Below are 19206 nucleotides of genomic sequence, written 5' to 3' on the forward strand. Positions count from 1 at the left end.
GATATTTTCTAACTTTTATAAAATAATAAGTATCGCAAAGGTACTGAATATAATCTATTTTCGTCCCAATAGAGATTCAAAACGCGTATAGACCACATTTTTTTAACAAATGTAAAAAAAATGGTATTCCTAGGCTGCGATTATAAACGTGACGCTTCTCCTTCGATCGAAGCTTAGTATTCGAAGCTTTGATCTATCGCATTGGCTAATTTCTGAACAAAATCAGGTTTCACATTTTTATCAATGGCATTGATGTTATCCAGCTCAAGAAGAAGTGCCGGTATTTTAGCACTACGTAAAACAACATGTTTTGTACTGATCTGAGGCCTATTCACCGATAATCCATTTTGGATTAGATTCTGATCTAGGCTAAATGCAAACCTCTGATTATGCTGTTCCAATATATCGTTGGTGACCCCCGATTGGTACAGAATACGAATAGGAAGCTCTTCTCTTGTTTCTACACGATCAAAATGAATGGAAAGCAATAAATCCCCTTCAAAATTGGAACGCTCCTTCAACAATTTAAATTCATCACCTCCACGCGATAATATCACTTTATAGCCTTTATTTTCCAATTCTTGTTTCAAAAGTAAACAGGTTTCCCAGGTCAATGATTTTTCCATCAATCCAGAATATGCCGTTGCACCAGAATCCTTCCCGCCGTGCCCCGGATCCAGGACAATTGTCTTCGTAGTTCTTTCTTTTCCAAAATAAAAGATAGACCAGGAATGCATTGGTGGATTAATAAAAGAGTAAAATAGCAGTAAAAGGCCTAATAAAGGAACGGTCAGCACGTATTGCCATCTTTTCTTTTTAGAGGAAGGTTTTGCCATCATGGCCTGAACCCGTTCAACCAGCTCATGCCTATTGTTAAATAAACTGCTCTGCAATCCAGCAGGACAGGGCTGTTGTGTTAAAGTCAGTAGAAAACGGGCATAGCGGGTGTTACCATATCGATTGGCCAATACCTCGTCAACCTGATATTCATGCACCAAATACAACTGTCTACGCATCCAATAAACAAATGGATTTAGCCAAAAAAGGCAACGAAAAATTTCTATAAACAATTTATCCCGGCGATGTTTAAAAACAATATGCTGGCTCTCATGTTCAAAAATCAATTTTCCATCTGGTGTATCAAGCTGATCTTCTTCCATAACAATTACATGCTGAACTGAACAATTTGCATAATGTCCAAAGGGAGCAACCATCGTAAATCCTTCAAATTTATACTGACTCAGCTGTCCAATACGACGGCCTAAGCGGATATAGCGTAACGCAAATCGGCATAACAAAACAAAAGATACAAGCAGATAACCATAAGCAATGCCATATCCAATCGAAAAGGAATGCCAGAAAGAATCGACCATTTCTGTTTCAGATACGAGATCACCCGAAGCTCCTATCGAATGAGCAACTGTGTTCGATTGTTCAAAAGCGAGCACTGGACTTGTCGGCGAAAGAAATAGTTCGCCCAAACGTACAGTTCCAAATGGCAGAAGCAGACTCAACAAACATAAACCCAGGATAAAATAACGGTTCCATTGAAAAAATGAAAGCTGTCTGAATACCAGAAAATAAAGAACTGCCCCGATTACCAGACTGCAGTTAACTTCAAATAAATAATAAAGTAAGCTATTCATGATCTTCGTGTTTTTTGATGAGTTGTTCTATTTTCTGAATATCCTTCGCCGAAAGCTTCTTTTCTTTTACCATAAAAGACAGTAAGTTTTCAACCGAATCATCAAAATAATGATCGAGCACTCTTGAGAATGATAACTTTCGGTATTGCATCTTCGAAATCAAAGGATAATATTGATAAGTCTTTCCGAAGGCTCTATAACCTACATACTCTTTCTTTTCCAATATTCTTACAATCGAGGAGATTGTATTATAGGGTATGGAACCACTTGGATCCAGATACTCAATAATATCTTTGACAAAGACCTCTTTGAGCTTCCAGATCACCTGCATGACTTCCTCTTCTTTTTTTGTTAATTCTTCCATAATTTGATACGTTGTTTATGCTAACATAAAGCTATAACTTATTTTTCAGTTTTACAACTGAAAAATAAGTTATAAAACTTAAAAATAAGTTTACAGAAGATATTCAATCAAAAAAAAGAAATTAAAACCTACTTTTTCAATAACTTAGAGAAAAACAAATAGGCCGCTACCAAAAAGATAATGATAATAATCAGGACAATAATCTCTTGTGTCCCTATTCCCCAGTTCATACTATTCATAATTTTTTTTCCAATTTAAATGATCCATTTCTCGCATTGATCTAAAAAAGTTTGGTCTATATCTGCCCCGATTCCAATTTGGTCTGAGATATGTATTTTGTATCCGTCATATTGAATACCACCGATAACAGGATCCTCCAGATGGCCAACCATACATGTGTCCAGATCAAAAAACTTGACATTTGGGGCAGCATACGCGAAATGTACCTTAGCAGCCAAAGCCAAGCGAGATTCCAGCATTCCTCCGATCATACAAGTAATGCCGTATTCCGCAGCAATATGATTAATTTTTAAGGCCTCTTGAATACCTCCTGATTTGGAAAATTTAATATTGATATAATCGCAAGCATCAGCTTTACAGAGACGCTCTGCGTCATGGTGAGAATAAACAGATTCATCCGCCATCACGGGAACAATAGTTTCTGTGCGCAATTGCGGTAAATATTCGTCATCCCAGGTACGCATTGGTTGCTCACAAAATTGTATCTTAAAAGGTTCTAGCCCCTGCAAAGCTTCTATTGCCCCCGCATAAGACCAGCCTTGATTTGCATCCACGCGAATAGGCATTTCGAATCCAACAGCCTTACGTATTTCACGAATACGCGCAATATCCGTTTTTGGCTCCTTCCCCAGTTTAACTTTAAACATGACCGCACCTTCGTCCTGTAAACGCTTTGCCTTCAGCGCCATCTCTTCCGGAGACGCAATTCCTAAAGTGATATCTGTCGTAATTTCTCGTTTCGTTCCCTTTAGAAACTGATAAAGCGGTAGACCAGCATGTTTGGCGGCCAAGTCATACAAGGCCATATCAAAAGCCGATTTGATCGTTTTGTTACCGGCAATATACAAATCCAATTCAGCCAAACGCTCTTCTATGGCCAAAGGATCGCGCCCCTTCCAGATCTTTGCAAAATCTCTAGCCAGAACTAAGCAAGTATCTTGTGTTTCTCCAACGATCATCGGAAAGGCAGAACATTCGCCCACACCATATATATTGGCATCGGTATATATACGTATAAAAGTATTTTGCGCATAGTCCATTGTCCCTGTCGCAATGACAAAAGGTTCCATAGGAATGCTTAGTCGATAAATTTCAATTTCAGTTATTTTCATCTCATTCTCTTTAGTTAAGCCATGTCGATACAGCATAAAAGGATATGCAATACTTTGCCTAATTTATATATATTCTCGCAATCTTGGGATGCTTTTTCCATATCGCACAAAAAAATATTGCCAAATGTTGCATTATTCAGCTACGCATCAAACTGTATTAACAGCCACGAATACCAAATACAATATCAGCAACAAAACACTTCAAAAGAAATGATAAAATCAAATTAAACACATTTTCATTAGAATATTTACAATATTTACGTTTTTTATTCCTATATTAGCAATGTATAATATTTGAAAAGGAAAGATGATTCAACAAAGACCGAAAACGGAGGGCCTCTACGACCCTAATTTTGAGCATGACGCCTGTGGGGTAGGCTTTGTCGCCCATATCAAAGGAAATAAATCACACGCACAAGTAAAGGATGCATTGACCATGTTGGAAAACATGGAACACCGCGGTGCTTGTGGCTGTGACCCAGAAAGCGGTGACGGAGCAGGTATCATGATCCAGCTTCCACATGAATTTTTATGGGAAGAATGTATCAACTTGGGTATACAACTGGAAGAGCCAGGTTATTATGGCACAGGTATGGTCTTTCTTCCTAAAGAAGAAGACATGAACAAAATATGTCGGGATTTGATTGAGGAAGCGGCAACAGAAAGGGGTATGAAATTCCTTGGCTACCGTCCAGTACCAGTCAATCGTGAAGGTATTGGACCAACAGCGCTCAGTGCAGAACCTGAAATTGTCCAATTTTTTGTCAGCAGACCGGACGGCGTTTCAAACACTGAAGAATTTGAACGCAAACTTTTTGTACTACGTCGCCTGATCATTCAAAAAGTTAAACAACAACAAGAATATCCTCTCCCGCTTTACTTTGCATCGCTTTCTTGCAAAACAATTATTTACAAAGGTCAATTAACAACATACCAGGTCGGAACTTATTATCTTGATTTACGCGATCCTCGTGTGGTATCTGCTTTTGGCTTAGTTCACTCGCGCTTTTCCACCAACACCTTCCCTTCATGGTCGCTTGCTCAACCATTCCGTATGCTGGCACACAATGGCGAGATCAATACGTTGACAGGTAACCTGAATTGGTTTTATGCAGGTATGCGCGCTTTATCATCGCCCTATTTTACGGAAGAAGAGATGGAAATCTTACTTCCAATCGTTGACCGTGGTCAGTCCGATTCGGCCTGCCTCGACAATGTAGCGGAACTTCTTTTACACAGCGGTCGTAGCCTCACCCACGTCATGTTGATGTTGGTACCTGAAGCTTGGGATGGCAATACACAAATGGATCCTTTAAAACGTGCTTTCTACGAATACCATGCGACGTTGATGGAGCCTTGGGATGGTCCTGCAGCCCTCTGCTTCACCGATGGTAAGCATATTGGTGCTACACTAGACCGCAACGGTTTACGTCCACTACGTTATGCCGTAACCTCAGACGACCGCGTCGTTGTTGCTTCTGAAGCGGGAGCACTTCCGATCGAGGAGTCTACCATCATCAAAAAAGGCCGCCAACAAGCAGGCAAGATTTTTCTTGTCGATATGGAACAGGGCCGTATCCTTACCGATAACGAAGTAAAAGATCAGCTGATCAACCAGCAGCCCTACAGCGATTGGTTGGACAATTACAAAATCAAACTGGAAGAACTGGAAGAGCCTCGTGTAACCTACACCTATCTTTCCAAAGATTCCGTTTTCAAATATCAAAAGACATTTGGTTTCTCCCGCGAGGATCTGGAAACCATCCTGACTCCAATGGCATTGACAGGGTACGAACCGACAGGCTCAATGGGGTCCGATGTTCCGCTGGCCATTCTTTCCGATCAACCACAGCATATTTCAAGTTATTTTAAACAATTTTTTGCCCAAGTAACTAACCCTCCAATCGATCCGATTCGCGAACGCTTGGTCATGAGTTTAGCAACATTCATCGGTAATGCAGGCAATATCCTGATCGAAGACAAGAAATTCTGTCACTGTGTGACTTTACCGCATCCGATCCTGACCTCCAAAGAACTGGAGAAATTGCGTTCGATCGACACAGGATTGTTCCAAGCAAAAACCATTCAGTCTTATTTCCGCTCAGATGGTAAGCCTGGATCATTGGAAGCAGGTCTGGAACGCTTGTGCCGCTATGCGGATGATGCCGTACGTGATGGTTTTGAAGTCTTAATTCTTTCAGATCGTGCGATCGATTCCAAACATGCAGCAATACCATCGTTACTTGCTGTTTCAGCAGTCCATCACCACTTGATCAAAACAGGTAACCGTGGCGCTGTAGGTCTAGTGGTCGAAGCCGGTGATGCTTGGGAAGTGCACCATTTTGCCTGCCTATTAGCTTTCGGTGCCACTGCGATCAACCCGTATATGGCATTGGCGAGCATCCGTACGATGAAGGAACAAAATACCTTAGATACAGAGCTCACTTGGCCAGAATTATCCAAAAACTACGTCAAGGCCGTCAACAATGGTTTGTTGAAAATTTTCTCCAAAATGGGGATCTCCACATTGCAATCCTACCACGGAGCGCAGATTTTCGAGGTACTCGGCATCGACAAATCTGTCGTTGATAAATTTTTCTGCGGAGCAGTCTCACGTATCGGTGGCATGACATTAGATGATCTTGCCAAAGAAGCCCTCTCAAAACACTGGCGTGGATTTGAAAAAAGCCGTACACCGCAAAATTTATTGCCAGAAGGCGGTATTTACCAATGGAAACGCCGCGGTGAAGGCCACCTTTGGAATCCCGACACGATTCACCTATTGCAACAGGCCTGTCGCACCGGAGACTACGCAACCTATAAAAAATACGCACAGAAAATCAACGAGCAGAAGGAACATATGTTTACCCTTCGTGGATTGTTGGACTTTGCAAAACATCGCAATTCTATTCCATTGGAGCAAGTAGAACCTGCTAGTGAAATTCTAAAACGTTTCGCAACCGGAGCGATGTCCTTTGGATCAATTTCCCACGAAGCGCATAGTACCCTTGCCATCGCCATGAACCGCATCGGTGCAAAATCGAACACTGGTGAAGGTGGAGAAGATGAATTGCGTTATCAACCGCTTCCAAATGGAGATTCTATGCGCTCGGCTATTAAACAGGTTGCCTCGGCTCGTTTTGGTGTCACGTCCAATTATCTGACACAAGCGGACGAACTACAGATCAAAATGGCCCAAGGTGCCAAACCGGGAGAAGGAGGTCAATTACCTGGTCCCAAAGTGGATGCCTGGATTGCAAAAACCAGACACTCTACACCGGGTGTCGGTCTGATTTCACCCCCCCCCCACCACGATATTTACTCCATCGAAGATTTAGCGCAGCTGATCTTTGACCTAAAGAATGCTAACCGTCAAGCAAGAATCAACGTAAAATTGGTCTCTAAAGCAGGTGTTGGTACCATTGCTGCCGGAGTTGCAAAAGCCCATGCCGACGTCATTCTTATTGCAGGTTTTGATGGTGGTACAGGTGCATCTCCAATCAGTTCAATCAAGCACGCTGGACTACCTTGGGAATTAGGCCTTGCAGAAGCGCATCAGACACTTGTTAAAAACAAATTGCGCAGTCGTGTCGTGTTACAAGCGGACGGCCAGGTAAAAACAGGTCGCGACATCATCATCGCTACACTATTGGGCGCTGAGGAATGGGGCGTATCTACAGCAGCATTGGTTGCCGGCGGCTGTATCATGATGCGTAAATGCCACCTGAATACGTGTCCTGTAGGTGTTGCAACTCAAGATCCAGAACTGCGTAAATTATTCTCTGGAAAACCAGAAGATATTGTCAACTTATTTACCTTCCTCGCGGAGGAAGTCCGGGAAACTATGGCTTATCTAGGCTTCCGTACCATCAACGAAATGGTGGGAAGAGCTCAATTCTTGAAAAAACGCGAGAATATAAACCATTGGAAAGCTAAGAAAATTGATTTCACAGACATTCTACATGTGGAACGCAACGAGCCTGGACAATCGTTATACAATACCGAAGAGCAGGATCACGGTATGGCCATGATTTTGGATTGGGGCCTCCTAAAACAATCAAAATTGGCTTTAGACAGCAAAACTCCTGTATTTGGCACCTTTAAGGTCAAAAATACAGACCGTACGATCGGAACAATGTTGTCCAATGAAATTTCAAAACTCTACGGTTCTGAAGGCCTGCCTGATAATACCATCAATTTCAAATTTGAAGGTTCCGCCGGACAAAGTTTCGGTGCATTTTCAACAAAGGGTCTTTCATTTGAATTACAAGGTGAAGCCAATGATTATGTTGGAAAAGGGCTATCAGGAGCTCAGCTAGCAATCTATCCAGTTGCAGAAAGTGCTCTCGTACCGGAAGATAATATCATTATCGGCAACGTTGCACTATTTGGAGCAACCTCTGGACATCTATTCGTGAACGGACAGGCCGGCGAACGCTTCGCCGTACGTAACTCAGGTGCAACAGCTGTCGTTGAGGGTGTTGGTGACCATGGCTGTGAGTATATGACTGGGGGCCGTGCGCTGATCTTAGGGGCAACGGGTCGTAACTTTGCTGCCGGAATGAGCGGTGGTATCGCATGGATCTACGACATTAACGAGGATTTCCGCGAAAACTGCAATCAGGAAATGGTCGATCTGGACCCATTGGAAAGTGAAGACGAAACCGCAATTATCGCTTTGCTGAAACGTCATATTTTGCTTACCAATAGCCGCAGAGCAGATTTCATCCTGCAAAACTGGTCAAGAGAAAAAAATAAATTCATTAAGGTATTCCCTAGAGAATACAAAAATGTCATTCGTCAAAAATTAGTTGAAGCATAATATAGGAAGCACAGATCATGGGAAAAATTACAGGTTTTAAAGAATTTGAGCGCGTGCTTCCGACAAAAGAAGCTGTGGAAGGTCGCGTAAAGCACTTTAAGGAATTCAATAAAGGATATTCAGAGAATGAGCTCAATAAGCAAGCTGCTCGCTGCATGGATTGCGGCATTCCATTTTGCCATTCAGGTTGCCCACTGGGCAATGTCATCCCTGAATTTAACGATGCCGTATACGATGGAAAATGGGAAGAGGCCTATCAGATTTTGTCCTCCACCAATAACTTCCCTGAATTTACAGGTAGAATATGTCCGGCACCATGCGAATCAGCCTGTGTACTTGGCATACATAGTACTCCGATCACTATTGAGGAGATCGAAAAACATATTATTGAGATTGCTTTTAAAAAGGGTTATGTCAAAGCACATAAAAGCTATTTAAAAACAGGCAAACGCGTCGCTGTCGTGGGCTCTGGTCCAGCAGGACTAGCGGCTGCCGCTCAGCTCAATAAGGCTGGGCACGATGTTATCGTCTTCGAACGTGATGACCAGGTTGGAGGTTTACTCCGTTACGGTATTCCGGATTTTAAATTAGAAAAATCGGTGATCGATCGCCGTGTCAATCTCATGAAAGAATCGGGAATAGAATTCAAGGTTAACACAGAAGTTGGCAAAGATATCAGCTTTTATGAATTAAAAGCTTATGATGCAGTTATATTGGCCACTGGTTCAACCGTTCCTTGGCACATGCAATTACCGGGGCATGAAGCTAAAGGCATACATTTTGCCATGGACTTTTTGACCCAACAGAATAAAGAAGTAAGCGGAATCGCTATCGAACAAGACCGCATCTTGGCAACAGACAAACATGTTGTTGTCATCGGTGACGGTGATACCGGATCAGACTGTATTGGTACATCCAATCGTCATCGTGCAAAAAGTATTACACAGATTGCCCGCAAACCTACACCATCTAAACATCGCCTAAAGAACAATCCTTGGCCGATGGACAAGCTCACATTCGGAACCTCCTCTTCCCAAGAAGAAGGCTGTGAAAGACTTTGGGCTACAGAAACCCAGGAATTTGTCCAAGACGAAAATGGTCATATTAAGGGAGTAAAAATCAAGGAAGTTCAATACGAAGTTGATGAATTTGGAAAAAGAACCCGCTTAGGAGAATCCGAGATCCGTGAAATACCGGCAGACCTCGTATTACTGGCTATTGGTTATCAACATACTGAACATACGCTCTTAGAACAGTTAGGTGTTCGTGTAGATGAAAAAGGAAATATCCTCGCAAATGACAAAGAATACCAAACGACAATTGATAATATCTTTACAGCCGGAGACTGCCGTAAAGGCCAATCGCTTGTTGTTTGGGCCATCTCCGAAGGACGCGAATGTGCTCGAAAAGTCGATGAATACCTAATGGGTTATTCAGAGCTTGAAAGCAAAGACTTCCTGACCACAATAAATGCTTAAAAGTAGGCCGCGCTCAACAGAGAGTTCATACAAGTGGTACACCAAGCCACCGTATAATCTTTAGCGATAAGAGCAAAAGCGTGAACAGTATAAAATCATAAAAAGGTCCGTTGAGAATTCAACGGACCTTTTTATGATCAGTCATTCGTCCCTATTTCAGTGGGTCCTTAAGTTTAACAAAATAAATGCTGTTTTTATCTACAGTCTTTATGTAAGGCAATATTTTCGACTCATAGAAACCTTTTCCGGTTACCCCAAAATCATCATCATTACATACCGCGATCATGAATGGATTAATGACAGCCAAGCCCTCTGCTTTATCATGCGGATACAATTCCTTGATGTCAGTCATTAAATCAGCAACCAATGTCTTATTGACTGGTTTAATATTATACTTTGCCAATGTAGCTGCGTCTTTGAGTTCCTCGACAGTTTTACCGTCAAATAATTTCCCAGTTGCGGTATTATTCGCATCCGAGATATCTGTTGCGCCAGAAAGATCTATTTTATAAATTTTCTTAAATACAGTAGAGCGAGTTGCTTCTGTCGCGTATTCCCCATCACGTTCCAAGACAATAAATGTTGAATTGCTCACGGCAGCAATTTCACTTACAGCCTGCAAATCGGTACGCTCCATCATATAGACATATTGTTTCGTGGCACCGCTCGCAATATCGAGCGTAACAATACGGATTGCCAACGAATTTTTAATCGCATCTTTAGATGGATTATACAGCGGAAATTGCATGATTCCGACCAGTGTTTTACCGTCAGGCGTAAGCGTCAATCCTTCCATTCCGCGATTAGGACGACGTTTGGCAAATACTAAAGGCAACTTTTTACCCGTAGACCAAGGATTAATCCGTTCGATTTCTTTTCCCGAAGCGTCAAAATGAACGATATGTGGTCCGTATTCGTCACTGACCCACCAAGAACCATCCGCCGCTCTCGCTAGTCCCTCTGAATCGATTCCATCCTCGCTTTTCCCTAGATCTTTACCATCAACCCCCAATGCTTTTTCTCCAGAACCACCCTTCCCTTCAGGATTTGGCAGACCATTCAATTTCACACCATCTTTATTTTTCAATTCGATAACAGATTCCAATGTTAGCGTATTTTCCTTTAATCTGAATTTACCGATCTGCGGTGCAAATGCCGGAGTAGCAAATACTTTACTATCGCTTTCTGTCCCATCAATATTTGGTCCCCTATCAGTTAAAAGATAAAATATAGATTTATCAGTAGGATCTTGGACCATCGAAGACCCATAGCCTCCATTATACACTTTTACATCATTAATATCACTTAATACTTTTGGGTCTGTTGCTATTGCCTTTTGCGGATAGGTCAGTTCTGTCGGGTCAGTAATCTGCGACACATCATCTTTACTACATGAAGCACACAATAGGGCTATCCCCAGTACACTGTATATTTTTTTCATCTGTACAAATTTTTCAAATAATGTTTACTGCTATTCAGGTTCATTCCAATAGCCAAATTCTATTCCTGTTGCCTTGCATATCCGATAAAACAGTAAGGTTAGTCTAAACAATCTATACTTGGCTGGCTGTCCGAATACTGATGCAAACATAATTGCCAGATATTAGCCAATCATTAACATAAGTTTAAATAAACTGCATCTATCGTAAAAAACATCCTATAAAAATTAAATACCCTCGGTTATGGAATTTTGAATTTTCCTGCATCACTAGAAAAATAACAACTAATTGTACCGCGAACCATCGATGTATTCACGGACCTCACCTACTAAACATAGAAAGATGAAAAAGATCATAGTTGCCCTGTTCATAATTTTGGCATTTTCCAATGTGGATACGAAATCTCAGATCAAAACTACACGCGAAATACCCAGCTTAAGAATTAAAAATGACGATAGCCAGCAAAACAAGGTGATGTTGGCAGACCTAAAAGTAGATGTTGCGATCTTCGGAAATATGGCCAAAACGACGATGACAATGGTCTTCGACAATAAGACCAATCGCGATCTCGAGGGCGAACTGACATTCCCTATGCCGGAAGGCGTTTCCGTGAGCGGTTACGCCTTAGATATCAACGGCAAATTACGCCAGGCAGTTCCAGTCGATAAAAATAAAGGTACCGAAGTATTTGAAAGTATAGAAACACGCCGGGTCGATCCGGGTCTATTGGAAAAAGTCGAAGGCAATAATTTCCGAACTCGGATTTACCCATTACCAGCGAATGGGAAACGCACCGTTCAGATTAGCTATTCGGAAAATCTGACAACAGCATCCGATCAGGCTCGTTACTACCATCTACCCTTAAACTATACATCCCCCATTGAAAACTTCACCTTGGATATCCATGTCTTTCAAGACACACATAAGCCAAATTTCACAGAGAAACCAGATGGTTCGTTGGCATTCTCACAACATAACAGCAATTACACAGCTTCTTTACATAAACAACAGTTTAAATCCCAGCGAAATTTAGTCATTCAACTGCCGACAGACAACAGGGAAACATCAGGTCTATTTCAGGCAAATAATGACAATACATTTTATTTTCTTGCCAATGCAAGCGTCAACTCCATAAAACCTGCTCAAAAGAAATGGGGGCACAGCATTGGAATTATATGGGACCGTTCGCTCAGCAGTAAAAATAGAGATATAGAAAAGGAACTCGCGCTATTAGATTTCTTTTTTAAAGAAAACCCCAATATGACTGTTGATCTGGGCTTATTGGACATCCGCTTTGTAAAAGGGCATACGTTTCAGGTAAGTCAAGGTAATTGGAATGATCTCAAAAACTACATCAAAGGAATTAATTACGATGGCGGTACAGATTATAGCCAAATAAAGGCCGGTGTAATAAAGGCCAGCAATTACCTGCTGTTTAGCGACGGCCTTTCTACATTTGGTCAAAGTAAAATGAGCCTTGACAATCCAGTCTATTGCATTACTTCATCCAGCGGGTCCGACTATGGTGTCCTAAAACAAATTGCCCAAAAACATATTGGAAAGATGATCAATTTAGTCAATACCTCAATAACTGAAGCTTATCATAATCTAAATACGATAAACCTTATCTATCTGGGGATAAAAGAAAAAAATGATTTTGAAGAAGTTTATCCTCAAAAAGGTACCCCAATACAAGCCAATTTTTCTATCGCGGGCTTAGGGAAACACCCAGGATTGAAGCAGCTCACCGTACTTGTAGGAGATGGGCAACAAGCACCACAAGAGATTAGTATAGCGCTGCACCCTGACCATGGTGAAATTGACCTACAGCAGATCTGGGCACAAAAGAAAATTGAAGCGCTGGATCTTCAATACGAAGACAATCGTGAAGAAATTGAAACCCTTGGTAAACAGTTCGGTATTGTTACCCGAAATACCAGCTTAATTGTACTGGAAACTGTAGAAGATTACATACGTTATGCAATAACTCCACCTGCCGAATTGCTTTCCGAATTTAATCGGCTCATAAAAGAAGAACGTATCGCAAAGGAAGAACGTGTAGCAGACTTGTTGGATCAGGCTCAAGACATTACCAAACAGCTTCAGTCCTGGTGGAATACCGATTTTCAGCAAAAAAAGAAATATCCAAAGCGTAAAAGATTAATTCGCATTCCAGAACCTGCCGTTGCTGAAGAGATGGCTACCGGTGTTGCTCCTGTTACACCCATTCCGTCGCGTCGCTCAGCTAGTCCTGCAGCTCCCACGCTAGCCTTAGAATCGCGTTCATCTGACCGAACCTCAGCGAAAAGCATCTCGGCAACTGGCAATTCAAGCACTGGCCATACAGCAACCAGCGAACTGGCGAGGGCGGCCGCATCTGAGGACGTTCTTCAGGAATTCGCTGTTGTTCAATCCTTAGAAGGACGTGTAGCTGGCCTACAAACGCCAAGCAGCACTAACAACATACGTGGAAAAATCAGCATCCCCGAAATTAAAGAAGACCAAGCCTATTTACAGGACCTTATTCAATCCAAAGATCCTTACAAAAGCTATCTCCAACTTCGGGATCAGTATATGGGAACGCCAACTTTTTATTTTGATGTCGCAAACTTCTTTTTCAAAAGAGGAGATCGAGACAAAGCGCTACTCATTTTAAGTGCACTCGCAGACTTACAAATTGAAAATGCAGATCTCTACAAAACCATCTCTTATAAGTTACGGGAATGGGGCGATTACGACAATGCACTATTCATTACAGCTAAGGTTTTAAAATGGCGTCCAATGGATCCACAAAGCCACCGCGATTATGCCCTTGTCTTACAAGACAAAGGTATGTTCAAGGAAGCACTAGAACAATTATATGGGATTTTGACCCAGAGCTACTCCCCGGAAGCAGCCGACCGCGATGACGGTATTGAAGAAACATTGGTTATGGAAATCAATAATATCATTAAAGCAAACAAAGCTGCAAGCTCCACAGTTACCGTGAACAAAAAATTGATTGCGGATCTGCCCGTCGACATTCGTGTTGTCATCAATTGGAATTCACAAAACACCGATATAGACCTTTGGGTAACTGATCCAAATCAAGAAAAATGCTTTTATAGTAATCCAGCCACAGCGATTGGGGGTCGACTCAGCAATGACTTTACTGGCGGCTATGGCCCTGAACAATTTTTATTGAAAAAAGCACTAAAAGGAAAATATAAAATTGAAGTTGATTTCTTTAACGATGGTTCCCTGACGCTAGCAGGTCCAGCGGCTGTGATGGCTGAAATTTATACCTACTATAGCAGTGGAAAGCAAGAACGAAAAATCATTACGATCTACCTTGACCGCAATAAGGAGCGCAATATTGGTATTGGCGAATTTTCATTCCAGTAGATTACCAGAGACAGTGAAGTCAATAAATTGACTTCACTGTCTCAATTAATGCAATTTACGAATAACCAGATCCTTTTGTCTATTCTCTAATTTGGTTTTTACATAAGGGTAAGTAAATACTGCTCCTAAAACGATACAGGCTCCAAGATAAAACCCGCCGCTCATGGTCTCCTTTTGCCCAAATATCAACATCGCTAACAGAATACCATATACAGGCTCCAGATTGGTTGTCAGCGCAACAGTAAAAGCAGATAATTCCTTCATAACAGCAACGCCCATAACATAAGCCACCGCCGTACAAACCACACCTAACAACAGCAGATAAATTAAATCTTGCCGCCCCAGTCTCATTTCAGCATTGAAATCTCCTGTAAACAACATCAATATGCTGATCCAAAAGCATGCCCCCATCATCTCATAGAACGTAATCAGGGTTGGGCTCGATTTTTTAACCATACGCGCATTGGCGATAGAAAATATACTCGCGCAAAACGCACAACCAAGCCCCGCCAATAGACCAACGAGGTAATGTGTTTCAAAAGAAAAGATCGTATAAATACCGATGATAATTACCAAACCAACTACAATATCCAACAGTGCAATGCGCTTTTTATTCACAATAGGCTCCAATATTGCCGTAAATAAAGTCACCGAGGATAGCGTAACCAATGTCACCGATACGGTCGATACTTTGATCGAATAAAAAAATAATACCCAATGCAGCCCAACAACGGCCCCCACCATAAAAAACTGGAGAAACTGTTTCCGCGAAACTACAATCGATTGTTTGGTTACCAAGAAATAGATCAACAGCGCGATAGACGCTATTGCAACACGATACCACACTAAATGAAGGGCAGATACGGAAATCAGACTACCCAAAATCCCGGTAAATCCCCAAATAAGTATTGTTAAATGCAGAATTAGAATATTCCGATTTAATTGAATTTTAGCCATATTCTCTAGAATACATTTGTATAGAAATGATGAGCAATACCTATTATTTCCCTTTATAAGGCAGGCTCACTGAAGTTATTGAAAACTGAACAAAAAATTACTTTGGCGCTTTTATCGCCAGGTATAGTGCTACCAAAAAGAAGGTAACATTCGGAATTAATACGGCTATCAACGGTGGCAGTCCCCCTTTCAAAGAAAACATCGTTGCAAACTGTATAAAGACGATATATGTAAAACTTAACGCGATACCAATCCCAAGACTCAATCCTATCCCCCCACGCACTTTCTTAGAGGACAGTGCCACACCCATCAAGGTCAGTACAAAAGCTGAAAATGGATACACATAACGCTTGTATTTCTCAAGCAATAAATCGTTCATGACTCCTGTTCCTCTGATCTCCTCCTTATGGATACGAATATTTAATTCGCGTGTATCCATGGCGGTAAACATATTGTCACGTACCTCAAAATCCGAAGGTTTCATATCCAAAGTCGTGTCTTTAACGGCTCCTTTGTCCATGCGTTCATGCAGTCCATTGATAATACGATTGGTATATCCTTCGATCTTCCATTTTGTTGCCACCGAGTCCCAGGTAATACGGTCAGCCATCATTTTTTCCTTGAGGGTATCCCCTTTGAAAATTTCAAGTACAAAGCCGTATCCTGTTTTGGTTGTATTATCAAAATTGTCTATATAAACATAGCTGTTTTTGTCCAATTGCATGTGAGTAGAAACCCTCGAGTTATCCTTGGGTGGCTTTACGTAGATATTTTCAAAATCAACCTTCATCTTATTGGTATTCGGAATAATAAAAATGTTGAATACCAAAGAAATAGCAAATATCAGGGTTGCAGCCATCATGTAGGGACGAAGCAAACGGTTAAAGCTATACCCGGCGCTTAGAATCGGGACAATTTCAGTTTGGTCCGCCATCTTGGAGGTAAAGAAAATAACCGCAATAAAGTTGATCAGCGGACAAAGAAAATTTAAGTAAAAGGGAATAAACCCCGCATAATACTCAAAAATAATCTTATCGAGGGGTGCATGATATTTTAAAAAATCATCCAATCGTTCGGACACGTCAAAAACCACCATGACAACAGTAAATATCGCCATAGTGAATAAAAAAGTACTTAAATACTTTTTGATAATGTAACGATCGATTAACGACAGCATTTTTTTAACTTGCGCTATTTAGTTCTACAAACGTTGATCCAATATTTTCACCATTTTGTTTTTCCAATCGTAGAAAGTTCCATCAATGATTCGCTCCCTAGCCTGATTAACCAACCAAAGGTAAAAATGTAAATTATGTAAAGAAGCAATTTGTGCTCCAAGAATTTCTTGTGATTTAATCAAATGCCTTAGATAGGCTTTCGAATAAAATTGATCAGCATGCAGATCACTCTCCGCTTCTATTGGTGAAAAATCATCTTTCCACTTTTCATTTTTGATATTGATAATACCATTTTGTGTGAAAAGCATACCATTTCTAGCATTACGGGTTGGCATAACGCAATCGAACATATCCACCCCTAAGGCAATATTTTCAAGAATATTTACCGGTGTTCCTACGCCCATAAGATAACGTGGTTTGTCATGCGGTAAGATATCACAGACAACTTCGGTCATAGCATACATTTCTTCCGCAGGTTCGCCAACCGATAATCCACCGATCGCATTTCCTTCACGGTTAAACGAAGCAATAGTCTCTGCGGATTTAATTCTTAAATCTTTGTAAACAGATCCTTGAACAATTGGAAACAAAGTCTGATCATACCCATAAAGCGGATCAGTGCTATCAAAACGATCCACACAGCGTTTCAGCCAACGATGGGTCATATCCAAAGAACGACGTGCATACCCATAATCACATGGATAAGGCGTACACTCATCAAATGCCATAATGATGTCTGCACCGATAATACGCTGCGTATCCATTACATTTTCTGGTGTAAATAGATGTTTTGATCCATCGATATGGGAACGAAAGGTAACCCCTTCTTCTTTGATCTTACGTACTTCGGTCAACGAATACACTTGATAACCACCAGAATCTGTTAAAATAGGTCGATCCCAACCATTGAATTTATGCAATCCGCCGGCTTTATTCAACACATTCAGCCCCGGACGTAAATAGAGGTGGTACGTATTACCCAGAATAATCTGCGCTTCAATATCGTTCTTCAATTCATGTTGATGAATTGCTTTCACTGTACCTGCCGTACCAACAGGCATAAAAATAGGCGTTTGAATGGGACCGTGTGCAGTTTCGACAACACCTGCACGTGCTTTTGACAACTTATCTTGTGCTTGTAGCGTAAATTTCATTAATATTTTTCCTCTGAGACTATTTCTATTTTAAAGAATGATTTGCCATGGAAATGGCGATATCGGCATTTGGAGTAAAAAATTAAAAACTCATTTTCAACTAGTTGCAACTTAAAAAGTCATTATAGCTTTCCTAATTTCCACCCAAGCTCGGATTCATCCCTAGAATACGTTGCAAAAATACTATAAAAAGATTTGCAAACAGGATGTTTCAAAAATAAATTATCATTTTTCCCCTATAAAAAAGTTGCGGAAAGCACTTATCTTTGTGAGCTATGCTTGACCTTCACGTATTTTTGGCCAATCTTCCATATATTGCTTTTGGAGTATTGGGTCTTTTCTTATTGATACAATTGTACTACATCTTATTTGTATATAGCAAATTGAGTCGTTATCAAATTGAACCTGTACAAGAAGGAACCGAATTCCCACCGCTATCCGTTATTATTTGTGCACACAATGAACAGGATAATATTCCTGAATTCCTTCCGAGTATACTGAATCAAGACTATCCCAATTTTGAAGTAATTGTTGTCAATGATTTCTCAACAGACAATACGCCTTGGATATTGCATGATTTCGAAGCAAAATATCCCAATTTAAAGATTGTGGATATCAAAGAGCATATTCGCTTGAAACATGGTAAAAAGTTTGCCGTCAGTATGGGTATCAAAGCATCAAAGCACCAGACACTGGTGTTTACCGATGCGGATTGTGCGCCACAATCCGATCAATGGCTCAAAGAAATTGCCGCAGCTTTCAGACCGGAAACAGAAATTGTACTAGGCTATTCTCCTTATTTTAAGAAAAAAAGCTTGCTAAATCTATTGATTCGATTTGAAACTAGCCATACTGCCATGAGTTATTTCTCCTATGCACTAAAGGGTGATGCCTATATGGGAGTAGGGCGTAACATGGCTTACAAAAAAGACCTTTTCTTTCGTAACAAAGGATTTGCAGCACATATGCATATTAAATCCGGCGATGATGATCTTTTTGTTAACCAAAATGCAAATCCGACCAATGTTAACATTGCACTGGCAGCCGAATCCATTGTCTATTCGGAACCCAAAGCGACTTGGAGGAGCTATTACAAGCAAAAAGCAAGACACTCAGGCGCCTCTACCATTTACAAAAAGCGACATCAGCGCATGCTGGGCACTCAGCTGGTATCGGCAGTCTTTTTTTACGTAGCACTTATCGCAACAGCGATTGCCTTTCCAATGTACTGGTATGTTCCCGTTACAGCCTACCTTCTAAGGCTGATTGCCCAATGGATAATATTTGCCAACATCTATAAAAAACTAGAAGTAAAGGAACTGATTTGGTGGCTGCCTTTGGTAGACTTCATCTACTATTTCTATATTTGCATCAATGGCATCTTCAGCAGAAAAAAGAAAAAAATAAGCTGGAAATAATTCACTTTTAAAAT

The 19206-nt window shown here is 41.0% G+C and carries 11 protein-coding genes; 4 read left to right on the forward strand and 7 right to left on the reverse strand.

The window, feature by feature from the left end:
- Nucleotides 1-173: 173 nt before the first annotated feature.
- The 3 genes from IQ31_RS09395 to IQ31_RS09405 form a co-directional block, all read right to left on the reverse strand.
- Nucleotides 174-1646 (reverse strand): M56/M15 family metallopeptidase, encoded by a 1473-nt coding sequence (locus IQ31_RS09395; protein WP_088160256.1) that lies wholly within the window; start codon nt 1644-1646, stop codon nt 174-176.
- The gene (locus tag IQ31_RS09400) at nt 1639-2010 is read right to left on the reverse strand and encodes a BlaI/MecI/CopY family transcriptional regulator (protein WP_145327829.1); all 372 of its coding nucleotides are present in this window, start codon (nt 2008-2010) and stop codon (nt 1639-1641) included. The genes IQ31_RS09395 and IQ31_RS09400 overlap by 8 nt, the downstream gene beginning before the upstream one ends.
- A 254-nt stretch (nt 2011-2264) precedes the next feature.
- Nucleotides 2265-3362 carry a mandelate racemase/muconate lactonizing enzyme family protein gene (locus IQ31_RS09405; protein WP_075991068.1) on the reverse strand — a complete coding sequence of 366 codons (1098 nt, stop codon included), beginning with the start codon at nt 3360-3362 and terminating at the stop codon, nt 2265-2267.
- A 307-nt stretch (nt 3363-3669) separates the two neighbouring features.
- Between IQ31_RS09405 and gltB the strand changes: the two genes are divergently transcribed.
- Together gltB and IQ31_RS09415 are read left to right on the forward strand one after the other, a co-directional pair.
- Nucleotides 3670-8184, forward strand: a complete 4515-nt coding sequence (gene gltB / locus IQ31_RS09410) for a glutamate synthase large subunit (RefSeq protein WP_088160254.1) — start codon at nt 3670-3672, stop codon at nt 8182-8184.
- A gap of 17 nt (nt 8185-8201) precedes the next feature.
- The gene (locus tag IQ31_RS09415) at nt 8202-9662 is read left to right on the forward strand and encodes a glutamate synthase subunit beta (protein ID WP_145327830.1); all 1461 of its coding nucleotides are present in this window, start codon (nt 8202-8204) and stop codon (nt 9660-9662) included.
- Nucleotides 9663-9813: 151 nt separating this feature from the next.
- Here the strand turns inward: IQ31_RS09415 and IQ31_RS09420 are convergent, their stop codons facing one another.
- Nucleotides 9814-11103 (reverse strand): esterase-like activity of phytase family protein, encoded by a 1290-nt coding sequence (locus IQ31_RS09420; RefSeq protein WP_088160252.1) that lies wholly within the window; start codon nt 11101-11103, stop codon nt 9814-9816.
- Between the two features lie 340 nt (nt 11104-11443).
- On the opposite strand from IQ31_RS09420, the gene IQ31_RS09425 reads away from it, so the two are divergent.
- Nucleotides 11444-14485 (forward strand): VIT domain-containing protein, encoded by a 3042-nt coding sequence (locus IQ31_RS09425; protein WP_158638837.1) that lies wholly within the window; start codon nt 11444-11446, stop codon nt 14483-14485.
- Nucleotides 14486-14530: 45 nt separating this feature from the next.
- Here IQ31_RS09425 and IQ31_RS09430 read toward each other — a convergent pair whose 3' ends face one another.
- From IQ31_RS09430 to tgt, 3 genes are all read right to left on the reverse strand, one after another.
- Nucleotides 14531-15442, reverse strand: a complete 912-nt coding sequence (locus IQ31_RS09430) for a DMT family transporter (RefSeq protein ID WP_145327832.1) — start codon at nt 15440-15442, stop codon at nt 14531-14533.
- A gap of 97 nt (nt 15443-15539) precedes the next feature.
- Nucleotides 15540-16616, reverse strand: coding sequence for an LptF/LptG family permease (locus tag IQ31_RS09435; RefSeq protein ID WP_145327864.1), 1077 nt, complete (start codon nt 16614-16616; stop codon nt 15540-15542).
- Between the two features lie 27 nt (nt 16617-16643).
- Complete coding sequence (tgt, locus tag IQ31_RS09440) at nt 16644-17774, reverse strand: tRNA guanosine(34) transglycosylase Tgt (protein ID WP_075991063.1); 1131 nt, start codon at nt 17772-17774, stop codon at nt 16644-16646.
- 275 nt (nt 17775-18049) lie between these two features.
- Between tgt and IQ31_RS09445 the strand changes: the two genes are divergently transcribed.
- A complete protein-coding gene (locus tag IQ31_RS09445; RefSeq protein WP_145327833.1) occupies nt 18050-19192 on the forward strand; it encodes a glycosyltransferase in 1143 nt (380 codons plus the stop codon).
- Nucleotides 19193-19206 lie beyond the last annotated feature (14 nt).

Origin of the sequence: Sphingobacterium siyangense, from assembly GCF_007830445.1 — a bacterium.
Classification (GTDB): Bacteria; Bacteroidota; Bacteroidia; order Sphingobacteriales; family Sphingobacteriaceae; genus Sphingobacterium; species Sphingobacterium siyangense.